This is a genomic window from Edaphosphingomonas haloaromaticamans (genome assembly GCF_001853345.1).
Lineage (GTDB): Bacteria > Pseudomonadota > Alphaproteobacteria > Sphingomonadales > Sphingomonadaceae > Sphingomonas_E > Sphingomonas_E fennica.
In genome coordinates this window covers 3,319,620-3,337,522 of record NZ_MIPT01000001.1, presented here as the reverse complement: position 1 = coordinate 3,337,522, position 17,903 = coordinate 3,319,620, and the positions used below count along the sequence as shown (strand labels likewise).

The 17,903-nt window shown below is 67.3% G+C and carries 20 protein-coding genes; 6 read left to right on the top strand and 14 right to left on the bottom strand.

Annotated elements, in window-relative coordinates; all coding sequences use genetic code 11:
* The 8 genes from BHE75_RS15445 to folK form a co-directional block, all read right to left on the bottom strand.
* Positions 1-171 (bottom strand): SDR family NAD(P)-dependent oxidoreductase (locus BHE75_RS15445; protein WP_139181846.1); only part of this gene is annotated, 171 nt, incomplete at its 3' end.
* 21 nt (positions 172-192) lie between these two features.
* A complete protein-coding gene (locus tag BHE75_RS15440) occupies positions 193-2,325 on the bottom strand; it encodes an FAD-dependent oxidoreductase (RefSeq protein WP_070934395.1) in 2,133 nt (710 codons plus the stop codon).
* A gap of 45 nt (positions 2,326-2,370) precedes the next feature.
* Positions 2,371-2,814 (bottom strand): nuclear transport factor 2 family protein, encoded by a 444-nt coding sequence (locus BHE75_RS15435; RefSeq protein ID WP_070934394.1) that lies wholly within the window; start codon positions 2,812-2,814, stop codon positions 2,371-2,373.
* Positions 2,811-4,028, bottom strand: a complete 1,218-nt coding sequence (locus tag BHE75_RS15430) for a TetR/AcrR family transcriptional regulator (RefSeq protein ID WP_191225208.1) — start codon at positions 4,026-4,028, stop codon at positions 2,811-2,813. Before BHE75_RS15430 ends, BHE75_RS15435 begins: the two co-directional genes overlap by 4 nt.
* Before the next feature lie 61 nt (positions 4,029-4,089).
* Positions 4,090-4,455 carry a nuclear transport factor 2 family protein gene (locus BHE75_RS15425; protein ID WP_015457665.1) on the bottom strand — a complete coding sequence of 122 codons (366 nt, stop codon included), beginning with the start codon at positions 4,453-4,455 and terminating at the stop codon, positions 4,090-4,092.
* Positions 4,456-4,539: 84 nt separating this feature from the next.
* Complete coding sequence (locus BHE75_RS15420) at positions 4,540-5,325, bottom strand: SDR family oxidoreductase (protein ID WP_070934392.1); 786 nt, start codon at positions 5,323-5,325, stop codon at positions 4,540-4,542.
* A 231-nt stretch (positions 5,326-5,556) separates the two neighbouring features.
* Positions 5,557-5,868, bottom strand: coding sequence for a hypothetical protein (locus BHE75_RS15415; protein ID WP_139181741.1), 312 nt, complete (start codon positions 5,866-5,868; stop codon positions 5,557-5,559).
* 425 nt (positions 5,869-6,293) lie between these two features.
* Entirely contained in the window at positions 6,294-6,788 is a 495-nt protein-coding gene (gene folK, locus BHE75_RS15410; RefSeq protein ID WP_070934390.1) for a 2-amino-4-hydroxy-6-hydroxymethyldihydropteridine diphosphokinase, read from the bottom strand.
* A gap of 23 nt (positions 6,789-6,811) precedes the next feature.
* Here folK and BHE75_RS15405 point away from each other — a divergent pair, with 23 nt between their 5' ends.
* Entirely contained in the window at positions 6,812-7,489 is a 678-nt protein-coding gene (locus BHE75_RS15405) for a uracil-DNA glycosylase (RefSeq protein ID WP_070934389.1), read from the top strand.
* A gap of 116 nt (positions 7,490-7,605) precedes the next feature.
* Here the strand turns inward: BHE75_RS15405 and BHE75_RS15400 are convergent, their stop codons facing one another.
* On the bottom strand, positions 7,606-8,001 hold the full coding sequence (locus BHE75_RS15400; RefSeq protein ID WP_070934388.1) for an endonuclease domain-containing protein: 396 nt from the start codon (positions 7,999-8,001) through the stop codon (positions 7,606-7,608).
* Between the two features lie 336 nt (positions 8,002-8,337).
* Positions 8,338-8,847, bottom strand: a complete 510-nt coding sequence (locus BHE75_RS24145; protein WP_139181740.1) for a hypothetical protein — start codon at positions 8,845-8,847, stop codon at positions 8,338-8,340.
* A 71-nt stretch (positions 8,848-8,918) separates the two neighbouring features.
* Between BHE75_RS24145 and BHE75_RS24550 the strand changes: the two genes are divergently transcribed.
* Positions 8,919-9,059: a hypothetical protein gene (locus BHE75_RS24550; RefSeq protein WP_191225207.1), complete on the top strand. Its 141-nt coding sequence runs from the start codon at positions 8,919-8,921 to the stop codon at positions 9,057-9,059.
* Between the two features lie 318 nt (positions 9,060-9,377).
* Here BHE75_RS24550 and BHE75_RS15395 read toward each other — a convergent pair whose 3' ends face one another.
* Both BHE75_RS15395 and BHE75_RS15390 read right to left on the bottom strand, forming a co-directional pair.
* Positions 9,378-9,836: a GNAT family N-acetyltransferase gene (locus BHE75_RS15395; RefSeq protein WP_070934387.1), complete on the bottom strand. Its 459-nt coding sequence runs from the start codon at positions 9,834-9,836 to the stop codon at positions 9,378-9,380.
* 31 nt (positions 9,837-9,867) lie between these two features.
* Positions 9,868-11,046, bottom strand: a complete 1,179-nt coding sequence (locus tag BHE75_RS15390; protein WP_015457657.1) for a glycosyltransferase family 4 protein — start codon at positions 11,044-11,046, stop codon at positions 9,868-9,870.
* Between the two features lie 205 nt (positions 11,047-11,251).
* Here BHE75_RS15390 and BHE75_RS15385 point away from each other — a divergent pair, with 205 nt between their 5' ends.
* The 4 genes from BHE75_RS15385 (at position 11,252) to trmB (ending at position 15,260) form a co-directional block, all read left to right on the top strand.
* Positions 11,252-11,689, top strand: a complete 438-nt coding sequence (locus tag BHE75_RS15385) for an acyl-CoA thioesterase (RefSeq protein ID WP_041865152.1) — start codon at positions 11,252-11,254, stop codon at positions 11,687-11,689.
* Between the two features lie 2 nt (positions 11,690-11,691).
* The gene (gene lnt, locus BHE75_RS15380) at positions 11,692-13,218 is read left to right on the top strand and encodes an apolipoprotein N-acyltransferase (RefSeq protein WP_070934386.1); all 1,527 of its coding nucleotides are present in this window, start codon (positions 11,692-11,694) and stop codon (positions 13,216-13,218) included.
* 70 nt (positions 13,219-13,288) lie between these two features.
* Positions 13,289-14,470, top strand: coding sequence for a methionine adenosyltransferase (metK, locus tag BHE75_RS15375; RefSeq protein WP_015457654.1), 1,182 nt, complete (start codon positions 13,289-13,291; stop codon positions 14,468-14,470).
* A 97-nt stretch (positions 14,471-14,567) separates the two neighbouring features.
* On the top strand, positions 14,568-15,260 hold the full coding sequence (gene trmB, locus BHE75_RS15370; protein WP_070934385.1) for a tRNA (guanine(46)-N(7))-methyltransferase TrmB: 693 nt from the start codon (positions 14,568-14,570) through the stop codon (positions 15,258-15,260).
* Between the two features lie 517 nt (positions 15,261-15,777).
* Here trmB and BHE75_RS15365 read toward each other — a convergent pair.
* Together BHE75_RS15365 and BHE75_RS15360 are read right to left on the bottom strand one after the other, a co-directional pair.
* Complete coding sequence (locus BHE75_RS15365) at positions 15,778-17,685, bottom strand: hypothetical protein (protein WP_084653250.1); 1,908 nt, start codon at positions 17,683-17,685, stop codon at positions 15,778-15,780.
* Positions 17,686-17,707: 22 nt separating this feature from the next.
* Complete coding sequence (locus BHE75_RS15360; RefSeq protein WP_070934384.1) at positions 17,708-17,902, bottom strand: hypothetical protein; 195 nt, start codon at positions 17,900-17,902, stop codon at positions 17,708-17,710.
* Position 17,903: the final 1 nt, after the last annotated feature.

Here is a 17,903-nt window from a genome sequence, read left to right as displayed (position 1 = left end):
GGCGATCGGGATGCCGCCGGTTTCGGCCGCCACCGGATCGAGCGCGGCGCGGTTGAGATCGGCGAGGATCAGGCTCGCGCCATCCTCCGCCAGCCGCACCGCCGTGGCCCGGCCGATCCCCGATGCCGCCCCGGTTACAAGCGCGACCTTGCCTGCAAGCCTTCCAGCCATGATTGATATCCTCCCTGTTCTTCAGATGTTGGCGGCGATTTCGGCGGCGTCCTGCATGGCGCCTTCGATATAGCCGACGCCGGTGCAGTCGCCGGCGGTGTGGACGGTGAAGCCGGTGGCGCGAAGATCGCCCGCCAGCGCGGTGTCCCCGGTGGCGCCCTTGGCGACGATCACCTGATCGGCGGCGATGGTGCGTTCCTGCCCGTTGGGATTGGCATAGCGCACGCGGCCTTCGAGGATGGCGATGTCATGCGCCTCGGGCAGCAGGGTGACGCCCAGCTCCTTCAGCTCGTCGAGCACGCGCCAGCGGCGGACGACCTGCAGGCCGGCGCCGAACTTGGCGGCGTCGTCCAGCACCGTCACCTTGCGGCCGCGCTTGGCGAGGAACTCCGCCAGCTCCAGCCCGACAAGCTCGCCGCCGATGATGGCGATGCGTTCGCCGAACGGCATCCACCAGTTGCTGGCGGCGCGGATGAAGCCGGGCCGGGCGGTAAGGCCGGTCAGCGCGCCCAGCTTCATCGCGGTGCGCGTCGTCCGGTCGGTCTTGCCGGCCAGCGTGTCGAGGTCCTGCCCCAGCATCAGCCGCCGCATGTCGTCGCCGGAAAAGACGTGCGGCAGATCGGCGCCGGGGATGGCGGGCATGTCCCGCCGGGCGCCGGTGGCGACGATCACCTCCTCCACGCCAAGCGACCGCAGCAGCTCCGGCGTGGCGACGGTGTTGAGGCGGACCGTCACGGGCGATGCCGCCAGCTCATGCTTCAGCCAGGCGACGATGCGCTCATTGGGGGCGTAGGCGATCGAGGCGAAGCGGGCGGTGCCGCCGAGCGTGGACGTCGCCTCGAACAGGGTCACGCGGTGGCCGCGCTTCGCCAGCCGGCGGGCGCTTTCCATGCCGGCCGGGCCGCCGCCGATCACGGCGATGTGGCGGGGGNTTTCCGTCGGCGTCAGCGCGCGTTCGCGTTCGAAGCCGGNTTCGGGGTTCACCGCGCACTTCACCGGGCGGCNGAAGAAGATCTGGCTGATGCAGGTGTAGCAGTAGATGCAGGGGCGCACGCTCGCGGCCNTGCCGGCGGCCAGCTTGGCGGGGAGGTGCGGGTCCGCCAGCAGCTTGCGCCCCATGGTCACGAAATCGATCTTGCCTTCGACGATGAAGCGATCGGCGTCCGCAGGCTCGATCCGGCCGGGGCAGATCACCGGCACGCCGGCCGCGGCCCGGATGCGGGCGGCGGCGGGGACGAAGCCGTTGCGGATATCGGTGGCGTGGCCGGTGGAATAAGTGGCGCCCCGGCCGGGATGGCCGTCGGCCGAAACATGGATCGCATCCGCGCCGGCGGCGGCGGCGAGGCGCGCGGTTTCGGCCGCGTCCTCCACGGTGATGCCGCCGTCGATCAGGAAATGCTGGCTGTCGATGCGCGGCCATACCGGCACGTCCGGCCCCACGGCGCGCTTCACGCCCCGGATGATATCGCAGAGCAGGCGGGCGCGGTTCTCGATAGATCCGCCATAATCATCGGTGCGGCGGTTGATCAGCGGGTTGAGGAAGGAGGAGATGAGATAGCCGTGGCCGGCATGCAGCTCGATCGCGTCCACGCCCGCCGATACCGCGCGAACGGCGGCGGCGGCGAATATCTGGACGAGTTCCTCGATATCCTGCGTGGTCATCACGCGATACCGTATCTCCCCCATCGCGGCCATCGGCGCGGTGAAGATGCGATATTCGTCCTCCAGGAAACCGTCCATCATGTCGCCGCTGTCCTTGCCGATCAGCGGCTCGGATGGCGTCCATAGCGGGCGGCCGTCGCGCATGTCGTTCATCGCGACGAGGCCGGCATGCTGCAGCTGCATGGCAAGCTTGGCGCCATGGGCGTGCAGTTCCTCCGCGAGCCTGGCCACGCCGGGGATGTGGCGATCGTGCGATATCGCCTCGTTGCGCCAGTTGCCCGAACCTTCGGGATAGCCGATCGATACCGATCCCATGGTGATCAGCGCCGCGCCGCCCTTGGCGCGCTCCACATAATAAGCGCGCAGGCGATCGCCGGTGATGCCGTCCTCGTCGGCCAGGTTGGAACCCATCGGCGTCATGAAGATGCGGTTGCGGAGCCGAAGCCCGCCGATCCGGCCGGGCTGGAGCAGATGGGGGAATGTTTGCGCCATAGCCGGCGATCCTCTCAGATTTTCTATTCTCTATTTTGTCGGGCGTCAGGCGGCGGGCGCGGCTTCGTCCCGCCATTGGACGCCGGGGGCGAGCGTGCGGGCAATCACCTCCGGGTTCAGATATTCGCGCCAGCGGCTGATGCGCCCGCCCTCGAACCAGACGACCGCGACATAGGCGTTCTCATAAGGCCGGCCGGTCGGCAGATAGGTGCTGTGCGAGCTATATTCGGCGACGAGCCTGTCGGGATCGGCCATCTCGTGGATGGCGGCGATGCGATAGGCATAAGGCGCGAAATCGGCCCAGCTCGCCTCCAGATTCTCGCGGAACCAGCGGGCGCCGCGGGCCTCCGTCGGAAAACCGGCCATCGGCGGGAAGGGCCATTCCAGCAGCACGTCCTCGGCAAGGCAGGCCTGGAAGCCGTCGAAATCCTTGGTGCCGAGCGCTTCGAGCATCCGCACGAACAGCGCGCGGTTGGCGGGGCTTGTCATTCCTCTACTCCATCGGAAGGCGGGGGCGGGCCGAACAGGGCGGCCAGATGATCGTCGGCGGCGCGATCGGCCCAGTGGCGGCGCCCGGCCGGCGGCAGGCAGATGGCGCGCTCCACGATCGCGGCGGTGACGGCGACCCACAGGGCGGCATCGATCGCATCGACGCCATGGATGCCGCGCATCGCCAGCCAGCGTTCGGCCATGCCTTCGCGCAGGTGGCGGACGCTGTCGGCAAGGCCGCCGGGGCCGGCGCCGCCCAGGTCTGGATTGCGGACGAGCGCCGCGCCCACGGCGTGGATCAGCGCCAGCTCGGTGCGCAGGTCGCCCGAAGGGGTGAAGACGATCTCGCTCAGATAATGGCGGGGCGGGGCGGGGCCGAGGATCACCGCGTCGATGCCGCGCCAGCGCAGGTCGTCGAAGGCGTCGACGATCATCGCCTGCCTGTCGCCATAGGCGTTGCTCACGGTGCCCACAGCCACGCCCGCGCGCGCGGCGATGTTGCGATGGGTGAGGTTGCCGACGCCCGCCTCGCCGATCAGCGCGATCACCGCCTCGATGATGCGCTGGCGGCCGGGCGGATGATCGGGCCGGGCAGGCGGGGTGCGGGCGGGGGCGACGGCGGGGGCTGTGCGCAGCGGGCGGCGGGCGATCCTGTCGCCCGCGCGGGCGACGAGATCGACGATCAGCGCGTCGCGCACGATCGGGTCCACCTCCAGCGCGGCGATCGAGATCGCGCCCTCCAGGATCACGCTCCAGATCGGCCCCGTCTCGCCCGCGCCGTCGCCGGTGCCGGTCACGGCGGACCAGAAACGGACCACGCGGCTCCAGTCGGCCTCGCGGTCGCCCAGCGCCAGATCGCCGCGCAGCGCCGCGCGGTTCAGTTCCTGCAAGGCCACCAGCGCGGCGCGATGGTCACGCAGGAAGGCGATGGCGGTGGCGGCGGCCAGCGCTTCGGCCGAAAGGCCGTTGCCGCGCCCGTCGGCCGAAGCCGCGCGGGCATCCGCCATCCATTCCGCGATGGCCTCGGTCATTGCCGCATGGGCGGCGGCCAGCAGGCCCTCCCGATTGGCGAAATGGTAGATCACGGCGGAAGGGGCGACGCCGGCCGCCGCCGCCACGCCGCGCACGGTGACGCCGGCCGCGCCGGCCTCCGCGCAAAGGTTGGCGGCGGCGCGCGCGATGGCGCCGGCGGCATTGTGCCCCGCCGCTGTCATGGCCGGCCGGCCCGCCATCAGCGCAGGCCGGCCGTCGACGGGGCCATGGCCGGCCGCGCGATCACCAGAAGGACCGCAGCGAGGCGATCCTGCCGCCCGGCGACGCCTTGTAGATGTTGATCGCGCGGGTGGCGTGGCGGCTGCCGTCCTTCATGGTGATGTGCAGCGTCAGCGACACCGCCGCCTCGTCGCCCCGCGCCACCAGGTGATGGATCTCGAAATCCAGCGATTCCTGCAGGCCCATGAACATGTCGTAGAAACGGGCGATCGCCTCGCGCCCCTTCTGTCCTTCGCCGGCCGGGTCCCAGTCGCAGGGGCCGACCGGGTCCTGCACCACGGCATCCTCCTCGAACAGGGCCAGCCAGCCCGCGCGATCCTGCGCCTTGACGGCCGAAAGCGATGCGATCGGCATATCCTCGACGTTCATGCTCTCTCTCCTGCCATTGCGGCGCCCTTGCCGGCGCCCTCATTGCCCGGCCGGCGCCGACGCCGGCCGGGGGAACGGGAAGGATCAGGGCGCCATCCACTCGCCGCCGTTGATGTCGAGCACCGCGCCCGTCACCATGCGTGTATAGTCGGATACGAACATCAGCACCGAACGGGCGCATTCCTCCTCCGGCGGGATCACACCCAGCGGGATGCGGGCGGCGACGCCCTTGACGATGTCCTCCTCCGAAATGCCCTGATGCTGGGCCATGCCCTTGATCGCGTTGCGCACCGGCTCGCCCCACAGCCAGCCCATGCGCGTGCTGTTCACCCGGATGTTGTGGCGGCCGTAATCCGCCGCGATCTGGCGGGTCAGCGTGGTGAGCGCGCCCTTGGCGACGGCGTAGGAGGGCGATCCGCCCGGCAGCGGCTTCAGGGACTGCATCGTCGCGACGTTGACGATCGCGCCGCCGCCCTGCGCCTTCATGTGCGGCAGCACCGCCTGCGCCATCCGCGCGCTGCCCATGCAGGCGACGTCGATCACCGACGCCCAGGATTCGAGGTCGCCGTCATCGAACAGGCCGTTCTCGCCCGCCGCATAGGCGCTGTTGACGAGGCCGTCGATCCTGCCGAAGGCGGCCGCCGCCGCATTGGCCAGCGCATCGCAATCGGCGCGCTTGGAAACGTCCGTCACCTGCGCCACGGCCTCGCCGCCGGCGGCGCGGATTTCCTTGGCGACCCCTTCCAGGAAGGCGCCGTTGCGCGCGCCGATCGCCACCTTCGCCCCTTCGGCGGCGGCGATGCGCGCCATCGCCTGGCCCATGCCCGGCCCCACGCCCGTGATGACGATCACCTTGTCCTTCAGCAGCATAGCCTCATCCTTTTTTCTGATCCTTGCGGAGCCGGTATGCCATCGCCCCGATTCCGCGATTAATTGAACATATGATCAGTCGATGGGCAAGCGGGCATGGCGGATGGAGCGGCGGTGCGGCCGCATGCGTGGCTCGATTTCGATAGTCCGCGCCAACGGCGCGCCGCGCGAGGTGAACGATTGATCGCTGCTCGCGGCCTGTGCCGGAGCGCGCGGCCTACGCCGGAAAGGTCAGAGCGCCTTTACCGGGATGATGCGCACGTCGCTCCACAGCGGAAGGCCCGAAAGGACATGCGCGCTCCGGCGGGCGGTGCCGAAATCGCCCGACCAGCGCAGCGCCTGCCACTTCCTGCGGCGCACCGTGCTCAGGTGGATCGGCGCCTCATCCACGTCGTTGGCGCAGCGCGGCAGGGCGCGCGCCGGCTTGCGATCCCCCGGCGAGGTGCCGTGCGGCATGGCGATGACGAGATAGGCATAGGAATGCCGCGTGCTGAACCGGCAGAATATCTGCTGATCGAACTTCGCGAGATTCGTATATGCCATTTCGCCTGTCACCATTTCCGTTTCGGTCGTGCGATGCACGATCCGGCGCCTCGCCTGGGCCTGCCCGAGCCTGCGGGAAGGCGGTGACCCGATGTCCCGTGCTTCCCGTCGCCGGAGCGAAAGCCGAAAAAGAGAGCGCCGCCGGGCGCTCCCAAGGGATCGCGTGTCCGATCGTGCCGGACGTGATCTCCTTAATCGATAAGGCGGATTTCGCTTAGTTAAATTGTGTAAAATCGATCGCGCGGAAGGTGATTTGAAAGGACATTATTCAGGAGAAATGAAAAGCCTGTTTTATAGTTAACATGAAATCATATGATTAATCCTGAAGTATCATCGCGATATGGTTCGCGTTCGGGAAAATTCTATTTGCCGATCGTCAATCTTGGCAATGATCGGCCGCCTTCATCTTGATGTCCGGCCGGAAGTCAGCGGAGGCGCGCCCGCATCTGGCGGACGGTGCGGCCGCTAAGCGGGTGGCGCCAGCCGGGGGCCACCCGCAGCAGCGGATCGAGCACGAAGGCGCGGGCGGCGAAGGCGCGATGCGGCACCGCCAGCCGGCCCGGTCCGGCCCGGCGCGGAAAGGGCGGCCAGCTGCCGCCAGACCAGAGGATGATGTCGAGGTCCAGCACGCGGGCGCCCCAGCGCCGGCCGGGGCGGCGGCCGAAGGCGCGCTCGATGCGCTTGAGCAGCGTCAGCAATGCGGGAGGGGCGAGGTCGCTCTCGACGATCGCGGCGGCATTGGCGAAGCCGCGCCCCGCCGGGCCGACCGCGGGCGTGGCGATGATGGGGGAGCGGGCGATCACGCGCACGCCGGCCTGCTCCAGCGCGTCGAGCGCGGCCGCGATCACGCGGGGCGGCGGGCCGTGGCGGCCGTGGCGGCGGTTCGATCCCAGGGCGATGGCATAGCTTGTGCGCGGCATCCGCCTGCGCCTATCGCAGCGCGATGACCAATCCCAGCCCAAACGAACCGCCGGCCGTGCCGGGGCATGATTGCCCGCTCTGCCCCCGCCTCGCCGCCTTCCGCGAAGCGCAACGCGCCGAGCATCCCGACTGGTTCAACGCGCCGGTGCCCGATTTCGGCGACCGGGAAGGCCGGCTGGCCATCGTCGGGCTGGCGCCGGGCCTGTGGGGCGCCAACCGCACCGGCCGCCCCTTTACCGGCGATTATGCCGGCGGGCTGCTCTATGCGACGCTGGCGAAATATGGGCTGGCGGAGGGCGAGTTCGCCGGCCGCGCGGACGACGGGCTGGCGCTGAAAGGCGCGATCATCGCCAACGCCGTGCGCTGCGTGCCGCCGGAAAACAAGCCGACGCCGGAGGAGATCAAGACCTGCCGGCGCTTCCTGGAACCGGACCTGAAGGCGCTGCCCAACCTCCGGGTGGTGGTGGCGCTCGGCCAGATCGCCCACCAGTCCGCGATCAAGGCGCTGGGCGGCAAGCTGCCCAAATATCGCTTCGCCCACGGCGCGGAACATCGTCTGCCGAGCGGCATGCTGCTGATCGATAGCTACCACTGCTCCCGCTACAACCAGAATACCGGGCGGCTGACGCCCGAGATGTTCGAGGCGGTGTTCGCGCGCGCGGTGGAACTGGCGGACGGCAGCGCACCGCAAATGCGCTGAAGGCGCATCCGCGGAACGCTCCAGGCCGCGCGGACGAATTCCGGTGGTGATCGACTGTCGGGTTTCGGGAGGCGTCTAACGGCCTGCGGATGACCGGAATGTCGGGGAAGCGGACGTCAGCGCTTTTTCCTCCCCTCCCTGAAAGGGAGGGGTTGGGGGTGGGTTCCGCCGAGGCACTCGGTGGTTCTGGNGAGGATCGCCTCCACTACGCCGTCAGGATTGGCCAGCACCTCGCCATTCCAGAATCGCAGAACGACCCAGCCTTGATCCGCGAGAAACTGGTCACGTCGCGCGTCATAATCATGCGTGTCGAGATGCTGGCTGCCATCGCACTCGATCGCCAGCCCAGCCGACCGGCATGCAATATCCAGAATATAGGGTCCAACAACCAACTGCCGGGTGAAACGTGGGCGATAGCGCGACAGTCGCCGCCAGAGGAGGCGCTCGGGCTCCGTCTGGCTGTTGCGCAAGGCCCGTGCATTGGCCGTCATATGTTCGGGGACGCGCCGCATAGCGCAACGTTATCGAGGCGCGCTGCGCGCGCCAACCCACCCCCAACCCCTCCCTTGCAGGGAGGGGAGGAAGGTCCGCAATGTCATCGCGCCCTGACAGGCAGGATTTCGGCCGAATCCCCGGCAAGCTGAACGTGGGAAATGCGGTGGCTTTCAATGATGGCTCTGTCGAAGGAAGCTGACGGCAATCAGAGCCCTCTCCCGCTTTCGCGAAAGGTTGGGTGAAGAGCTTTGCCGGCCTAATTCCCGCCAGTCCGAAATCGGGGTGTCGCCGCAGCCTAGGGAAGGACCGAAAAGTCGGGGGAAGCGGACATTGGTGACTCGGCACCATACGCCCTAAACGCTCATGAGCGCGTCCCATAGCGCTAAAGAATATGTCGAGATGCGCCTGAAATTGACAAGTCGATGCGGCACGAGTGTTTGGCCATCATTAGCATCGACGACTGAGATTAAAACACCTTCCGTCAGGTCGGTTTGGCCAAGGTCCGCATCGAAGTAGCAGGCATCACGATAATCGCGATGGCATCGGACTTCCCTTGCCCCGCCTCTCTGCGACGAAATCGTGATCTTATAGTCTGTTCTGCGATCACCTCCCGCGCTGTTGCGCATTTTACCTCTGATTGGTCCGGTGTTCGGATAGGTAACGGTGGAAACGATCGGCCAAAGATCAATGGTCTCCTCGAAGTCAGTTGCTTCAAGTTGAATAAGCAGATTTCCAGATGCCAGCGGGGCTGCGACTGGCGCGATGGTGCGGACCCAGCCAAGGCCAAAGAGGTACATTGCGGGGATGGCGATCAATAAGAAAGCGATTGAGCAGCCAAGGAGCTTACCGGGCGATTTCGTCATGCGTCCGATAATAGCCGTGTCAAACCCGTCCGCAATGTCGGCGTGTCCTGACAGGCAAGAATTTTACGCCGATGGCCAATATCGGCTTGTCCGGTCTCGGAAAGCTGACGGTCGGGAAAGTGGTTGCCTGGCAGGGCCACGACGAAACTTTTTCTGAACCGCACTACGGCACCGCCGCACAGGACGATATAAAGAGGTCAGGAGATGACTGATCATGGCCAGTAAGATTACTGTTACCTGCCCCCATTGCTCGTCGACAGCAACTTATCAGGCGGGCTTTACCGTTGGGGCGGCCTCTTCAACGGGCAGCGGCGGCTTCCAGTGCCGTGGATGCCGACAGTCCTTCCGCGTTTATTATAACCGGGGGCAGATTGAACGAGTTTCTGCACGCTAGACGCGTGGCGGCTCCGCGCAGGCCGCGACCGGCGATCGCGGCAAAATCGCTCGTCTACAATGTCGGCGAGTCCCGACAGACAGCAATTGGATCGAAAACTCCAACAGCGGCCGTGATCCGAATCTGTCCGCGCCGCTTAGGCCGGGAATTCGAGCTTCAGGAACTGGTTGTGCGGGCTCGGCCGGTAATCGGCGAAGGCCTCGCAGGAAACGAAACCGGCGCTGCGGTAGAGCGCGACGGCGGGGGCGTGCAGGGGCGCCGTCCCGGTTTCCAGGCTGAGCCGGGCATAGCCGCGTGCGCGCGCCTCGGCGATGATATGGTTCAGCATCGCGCGGCCGACGCCGGTGCCGCGCGCGGCAGGCGCGGCGCGCATCGACTTCACCTCGCCATGGGCGGCGTCAAGCTGCTTCAGTGCCGCGAAGCCGGCCAGCGCGTCGCCCCGCCAGGCGGTCCAGAAGGTGACGTCCGGCGCCGACAGGCCGGTCGCATCCAGCGCGAAGGCATGTTCGGCCATCACCCCGCGCAATTCCCGAAGATGGTGCGCCAGCAGGTCCGCGACGTGCGGCGCCGTCGGATCGTCCCGCCTGATCTCCATTGCGCCGCCGCCTGCCGCCTGCCGCCGCCGCTCAGCGCGGGCGCTGGGTGGGGGGGCGGTGCCGTTCGGCGCGCTGGCGGATGACGCGCAGATAGGCGTCCACCAGATGCTGGTTCACCGCATCCCAGCCATAACGTTCGCTGGCGCCGCGCCCGGCGGCCCCGGCGGCCGCGCGGGCGGCGGCATCGGTGCAATAATGCTGGAGCGCATCGGCGAAGGCGGCGATCGCGCCGGGGCGGACGAGGCGGCCGGTCACGCCGTCCTCCACCAGGCTCTGGCTGCCGGTGGCGATGGCGGCGACGACCGGCAGGCCGGCGGCCATCGCCTCCAGCGTGACGTTGCCGAAGGTCTCGGTGACGGACGGGTTGAACAGCATGTCGCACGATGCCACCGCGCGGCCGAGGTCGGCGCCCTTCTGGAAGCCGACGAACACCGCCTGCGGCAGGCGCCGTTCGAACCATTCGCGCGCCGGGCCTTCGCCGATCACCAGCACGCGATGGCGCACGCCGCGCTGTTCCAGCGTGTCGATCGCATCGGAAAAGACGTCCAACCCCTTTTCCATCACCAGCCGGCCGACGAAGCCGATCACGGGTTCGTCGTCGGCGATGCCCAGCGATCGGCGCCAGGCGGTATCGCGGACGTCGGGCGAGAAGATGTCGCGCTCCACCCCGCGCGACCATATGCCGACATCATAGTTCATCCGCTGGTCGCGCAGCAGTTGCGCCATCGATTCGGATGGCGCGAAGATCGCGTCGCAGCGGCGGTAGAAACGGCGCAGCGCGGCTTCGACCACCGGTTCCATGAAGGTGAGGCCGTAATAGCGCGGATAGGTTTCGAACCGGGTGTGCACCGATGCCACCACCGGCAGCCCCCGCCTGCGCGCCAGCGTCACGGCGCGGTGGCCGAGGATCTCGGGGCTGGCGACATGGAACAGGTTGGGCCGGAAATCGCGGATGTCGCGCTTCACGGACGGCGGGATCATGATCGGCGCGCGATATTCCGCGCGGCCGGGCAGCGGGATGGCCGGCACGCCGACCACCTTGCCCACCGACGGGAAGGCCGGGGTGTCGGTGCGCGGCGAATAGATGCGCACCGCGGCCCCCTGGCCCAGAAGATAGCCCACCAGCCGGTTGAGCGCCTGATTGGCCCCGTCGCGGACATAATTATAGTTGCCCGTGAACAGGGCGATGCGAAGATCGCTGGTTTGCATGGAGCGCGCCTTTAGTCGTTCGGCGGGCAAAGGCCAATGGCCGGCCGGCGCGGATCACGATAGGCGGACGAGTGTGGCCGCCGCGCCGCGCCCTGCCGGCGCGAAAGCGGGGGGAGGGGGCTTGCGGCGCTTTTCCGGCCGCCGGTGATTCCACCCGGCCCGAAAATGCTCTAGCCCCCTTCCGCATCCCAGCCGGAGGCACATGATGGCGCGATCCGATTTCCGATTCTCCTACCCCAAGCGCGTCCGTTATTCGGAGATCGACGCCCAGGCGGTGGTCTTCAACGCGCGCTACCTGGATTATCTGGATATCGCGATGACCGAATATCTGCGCGCCGCCGGCGTGCCCGATCCGGGCGGGGCGGAGGGTCTGGCCCAGTTCGTGATCGCGCGCACCACGATCGACTACAAGGCGTCGATCCGGCTGGAGGAGGTGGTGGACCTGTGCGTGCGGTTGGTGCGCGCGGGGCGGACCTCGCTGACCTTCGCCTTCGAATTTCACGGCCATGGCAAGGGCGAGGACCTGCGCGCGCTGGGCGAGACGGTGCAGGTGCATATCGGCGCGGATCGGGCGCCCAGCCCGCTGCCCGACGATTATGTGGCGCTGTTCGAGCGCTACGAAGGCCGGTCGCTCCGCGCATGAGGATGGATCGGATAATCGGCCGCGCCCGCTGGCCCCGCTGGCTGGCGGCGCTGGCGCTGGGCGGGGTTTCGGCCACGGGCTTCGCGCCGCTGGGGCTGTGGCCGGTGACGTTGGCCGCCGTCGCCTTGTGGATGGCGCTGGTGCGGGCCGCGCCGGGCCTGCGCGCGGCGCTGGCGGTGGGCTGGTGGTTCGGCCTCGGCCATTTCGTCATCGGCAATGACTGGATCGCCACCGCCTTCCATTATCAGGATGCGATGCCGGCCTGGCTGGGGTGGATCGCGGTCACGCTGCTCGCGCTCTATCTCGCTCTGTTTCCCGCGCTGGCGGCGGGGCTTGGCTGGGCGGGCGGGCGAGGGCGCGGCGATGCCTATCCGCTGATCCTCGCCGCCGCCTGGATATTCGCCGAATGGCTGCGGGCGACGCTGTTCACCGGCTTCGCCTGGAACCCGCTGGGGGTGATCTGGCTGGATGCGCTGGGTGTCGCCCGGCTGGCGCCCTTCATCGGCACCTACGGCCTTTCGGGCGTGGCGATCCTCGTCGCGGGCGGCCTGATGCTGCTGGGCGAGCGCCGCTGGAAGGCGGGCGCGGCGCTGGCGGCGGGGCCGATCGCGATCGGCGTCGCGCTGCTGCTGGCCGAAGGCGCGCCGGTGCCGGCCAGCGGCCATGCCGTCCGCATCGTCCAGCCCGATATCGGCCAGCAGGACAAGTGGCGCCAGGGCTTCGAGGACCGCAATTTCGCCCGTCTGGCGAGCCTGTCCGGCACGCCCGGCCCGGAACCGCGCCTGCTCCTCTGGCCCGAGGCGGCCGTGCCCGAATATCTGGAGGAAAGCCGGCCCGAGGATATCCGCGCCCGTGCGCGCATTGCCCGCCTGCTCGGCCCCAGGGATATCATGCTGACCGGCGGCACCGCGATCGAATGGGGCAAGGACAATTTCGCCGCCGGCGCGCGCAACAGCCTGTTCGCGATCGACGCGCGCGGCCGCATCCTCGCCCGCTACGACAAGGCGCATCTGGTGCCCTATGGCGAATATCTGCCGATGCGGCCGATATTGTCGGCGATCGGCCTGTCGCGGCTGGCGCCCGGCGATCTCGATTTCTGGCCGGGGCCGGGGCCGAGGAGCCTCGGCCTGCCGGGCTTCGGCAAGGTCGGCGTGCAGATCTGCTACGAGATGATCTTCTCCGGCCAGGTCGTCGATTCCGCGCACCGGCCCGATTTCATCTTCAACCCCTCCAACGATGCCTGGTTCGGCCCGTCCGGCCCGCCGCAGCATCTGGCGCAGGCGCGGCTCCGCGCGATCGAGGAAGGGCTGCCCGTCATCCGCGCGACGCCCACCGGCATCTCCGCCATCATCGATGCGCGCGGCAACCTCGCCGCCAGCCTGCCGTGGCGCACGGCGGGCGCGATCACCGGGCGGCTGCCGGCCGCCCTGCCGCCCACGCCCTTCGCCCGATACGGCAATATCCTGCCCATCCTGTTCGCGGGGCTGCTGGTGGCGCTGGCGATTGCGCACCGCCGCATCGCGCGCTAAGAGACATAAGGAATCCTTTATATCTGGCTTGCGACCGCGGGCCGGGAAACTCCGAAAGGGCATGTGTTCGATGCGCAGCGACTATCTCTTCACGTCCGAGTCGGTTTCCGAAGGCCATCCCGACAAGGTGGCGGACCAGATTTCGGACGCGGTGGTCGATCTGTTCCTTTCGCGCGATCCGGAAGCCCGTGTCGCCTGCGAAACGATGGTGACGACCCAGCGCATCGTGCTGGCGGGCGAGGTCCGCTGCCGCGAGGACGTGACGCCGAGCCAGGCGGAGATCGAGGAGGCGGTGCGCGCCACCGTGAAGCGCATCGGCTACGAACAGCATGGCTTCCACTGGCAATATGCCGATTTCGCCTGCCATCTGCACGGCCAGTCCGCCCATATCGCCATGGGCGTGGACGAAGCCGGCAACAAGGATGAGGGCGCGGGCGATCAGGGCATCATGTTCGGCTATGCGACGGACGAGACGCCCGATCTGCTGCCGGCGACCCTCTATTACTCGCACCGCATCCTGGAACGGCTGGCGCATGATCGCCACAACAACGTGGTCGATTTCCTCGAGCCCGACGCCAAGAGCCAGGTGACGCTGAAATATGAAGGCGGAAAGCCCGTGCGCGCCACCGCGCTGGTGGTCTCCACCCAGCATTCGCCGGCGCTCAGCAACGATGCCGGCCAGGCGAAGCTGCGCGATTATGTGAAGGGCGTGTTCAAGGATGTGCTGCCCGATGGCTGGATGCCGGGCGACGACGCCATCTACGTGAACCCGACCGGCCTGTTCGAGATCGGCGGCCCGGACGGCGACGCCGGCCTCACCGGCCGCAAGATCATCGTCGACACCTATGGCGGCGCGGCGCCCCATGGCGGCGGCGCGTTCAGCGGCAAGGACCCGACCAAGGTGGATCGCTCGGCCGCCTATGTCGCCCGCTACCTCGCCAAGAACGTGGTGGCCGCGGGCCTCGCCAAGCGCTGCACCATCCAGCTTTCCTACGCGATCGGCGTGGCCGAGCCGCTGTCCCTCTATGTCGACACGCACGGCACCGGCACGGTGGACGAGGCCCGGATCGAGGAGGTGCTGCCCACGCTGGTGCGCCTGACCCCCAAGGGCATCCGCACGCACCTGAAGCTGAACAAGCCGATCTACCAGCCGACCGCCGCCTACGGCCATTTCGGCCGCAAGCCGGAAGGCGATCTGTTCACCTGGGAAAAGACCGATCTGGTCGATCAGCTCAAGGCCGCCCTGGCCTGACCCCGAAAGGCCGGAACCTCGCTGGTCGGGCGAGGTTCCGGCGCGACGCCACGCGGAAGCTGGCGTCTTGCCGCCCTCCCCGGTAGAGGGCGGGCGCATGAACGACCCATCCACCATCCGCCGCCTCTATGGCCGCCGCCAGGGGCACAAGCTGCGCCAGGGCCAGGCCGCCCTTGTCGAGGATCTGCTGCCGCGCGTCGCGGTGCCGGAAGCCGGGCCGGTCGATGCCGCGACGCTGTTCGGCGATCCGGCGGGGCAGGGGCGCCCGCTGGAGCTGGAGATCGGCTTCGGCGCCGGCGAGCATCTGGCCGCGCAGGCGGCGATGCGGCCCGATCATGGCTTCATCGGCTGCGAGCCCTTCCTGAACGGCGTGGTCGGCGCGCTCGGCCATGTCGAGCGCGAGGGGCTGGAGAATGTGCGCATCCACATGGGCGATGCGCTGGACGTGCTGGAACGCCTGCCCGATGCCTCGCTGACGCGCGCCTGGCTGCTCCATCCCGATCCCTGGCCCAAGGCCCGCCATGCCAAGCGCCGTTTCATGAACTCCGGCCCGATCGCGCTGATCGCCCGCAAGATGAAGCCGGGCGGCGAATTCCGCTTCGGCACCGATCATCCCGTCTATTGCCGCTGGGGCATGATGGTGATGGGCCAGAGCCCCGATTTCGTCTGGCAGGCCGAAACCCCCCGCGATTTCCTGGAACGCCCCGCCGACTGGCCCGAAACCCGCTACGAGGCCAAGGCCCGCCGCATCGGCCACGAGGTCTGGTACTTTCGCTATCGTCGCCTGTAGTACCCTAACATACTCTATAACCTCACTTTTCTTTTACGAAGATTCCGCGTTTAGGCGTCGAATTCGCTCACGATGATTGCTGGGTGATTGCTGGGAAAGCGGGTTTCGGGACACGAGGTTTTTGATTTTGTGACTGGCTCGGACGAGCATAGAGATGTGCTTGCGGGTTAACTATTCTGCGATCCTCGTAACCTTATCAGATAGTTATGGGATTTTGGTTGGCCCCATGCGGCTTTCATCAGCCGTCGCAAACGTTCATCACGATCTACCAACAATTGCAAAATATGCCTCGGGGGACATGAGGTCTGTCGCATCGTGCCCTCCCCAGACCAACAATGTGACGTTTTGCTGACCGGTTTGCGCCTCAATGTCGGCCATTCAGCGCCATTTCTCGCGATCCTGAAAGCAGCCGTTCGCTTACGTGTCGCTGACCGTGCGGCCCGATTACTGCAAGTGGGACTTTGCTGTCGGCACGCTCTTGGTGAAATGTCTTTGAAAGGCAACGCTCAGGGGACCGTCACAGGGATGATGGCGTTCTCAACATCCCGGGAACGCGGAACACGATGATGTGCCGCGCCAGCGTGGAGCCTTCCGGAATATAGTCCGCATGCCAGAGGCAGTCCGCTATTGTCGGGGATGGGCCCGGCCGGTCCACAAGTTCGAGGATACCCAGAAAGCCAAGGCGCACATTGGTCGCCTGATAGGCGCCAGCCTGCCCGAAATAGGTCTTAGCTACTTCCCGGTCGACAGCGCCAAAATGGCGCTTGAGTTCCGAGATGAATCGCACGCCCCCGAACCCGACATAGATATCGCTGCGGCCTGTCGCGATGCCCTCCACCTCCGTCAGTACCTCAGCAGTGGTGAGGTTGCCTTTGACGAATTGCCTCAAGTCAGACTGGAGGTCGCCCTCCTTTGCGTCATCCGCCCGCAGATAGTCGGTTCGCGGGCCGAGCTGCTTGCGTCCGGCATCTTGCCGGTCCGCGCAGAACATGAGGATCTGCGCCAGCAAGGCGTCAAATCCATCCTTCGTCTCCCCGTGATAGTCCGTGCACGACGTGACCGCTGCGGTGAGCTCGCGAAAGAGCTGATTGATGACAGGGTTGAGGAATCGCTCCGCCTGATCCGTTTGCTGGCCAAGAGCGGATTCGAGCGCCGCAGCGGCGATCTGAGGCAGCTGATCGGCCCCCGGGAGGCCATGGAGAACGCTCGTCAGCAGCGGATACGAAGCGTTCTCCTCAGCTTTTCGCGAGGCTTCTGTCTCCTCGCTGCGTCGTTGGACACCGTCGCGAAGTTGCGCCGCAAGCCCAGCCTCTATCCCAAAGACGTCCGGCTCTAACAGCAACTGGTCAAGATGCTCCGCCAGTCCGCGCTCGCGGACAAAGGCCGCCTCGATGCGCGGCCGCACAAGCAGCGACAGGCCGGGGCCGGACTTCACGGTTCGCTCCGCGTCGTAGACCGCCAGTACCGTGTTGAGCGTCGCGGCGGCGTTCAGCCAACTGGGACGCGAGAGATCGTCGACTGCCCGCCGCGCGCGCCGGGCCAGTCGGACCCAGGCGATCTCGCGATCCGCCCGCGGCGCGAGCCAGGGCGGCAGGGACCCTACCTGCAGCAGAGCCTGCCGGTCGGCGATGGCCCGCTCTAGCCGGAAGAGCGTCGCATGCAGATCGGCCGCACCTGTCTCGTTCCAGAAGCCCCGGATCATGTCGATGATCGCGTCATAGGCGACGGCGTCGGCGCGGTCCTCGTCGGTCCGGGCGGCTTGCCTGAACCGCAGCTGCGCTGCTTCGAGCCGACTGAGAATGTCGGGCATGGACGCCTGCTCAAGGCCATCGCCTAGCGTGATCAGCCCGAGCTCGAACGCGGCTTCGGCTTCAGCCGCCGGGAGCAGGCGCTCGAGCGCTTCGATGAGATCGTCGCCGCCCCATTGCGTGAAAGCTACGCCGAGTAGCTTTGCCGCATGAGCTGCGAAAAGCTCGCTCGGCGTCCCGTCAATTTCCGTGAGAAGCGCGAGTAGCCGGTGGCGGTTCACGGCGTCGGCTAGCGTCAGGCGGAACAGTGCTTCGAGGGCATAGGACGCCATAAGGTCGGTCCGTGGATCGGATCGATCGGTGACCTTGGCAACGAGGATCGGTGTCAATGCTCGTGCGAGGCGATCCCGCAGGTGCGGGGCCTCGATCAGCAGATGGGCCGCATCGCGCAAGACCGTGGGAGAGGGCGCTGCTGCGAAGCCATCGGTCAGCAAGGCATCGAGTATCATCTGGTCGGTCACGGGCGCCGCGATCGTCATCGTCACCAGCACGTCGAGAAAGGGGGCTTGCAAAAGTGCATCCCGCTCAGCTTCGAGGCGATTGGCGCCGCCGACGTGCTCCAGCGTCACGACCTCTCCTTGCGCGAGGCAGCTGGATATCGCCTCGATGACTGTCATTCCGCAGTGCTCGCATCCGCGATCACCACAGATAGGCATCCTTCTCCGCGATCCGACACCAGTCCATGCCGAGCTGTTTGACGATCGCCGGCGGATTGGCGCTCGCGACAAGGATCTGAAGGCCCGGTGTCTCTTTCGCGATCGTCTGCAACTCACCCAGCAGCGCGGCCAGATCAATATCGCTGACCTCCTCGGCGCCGGGCGAGTCGATGATCAAG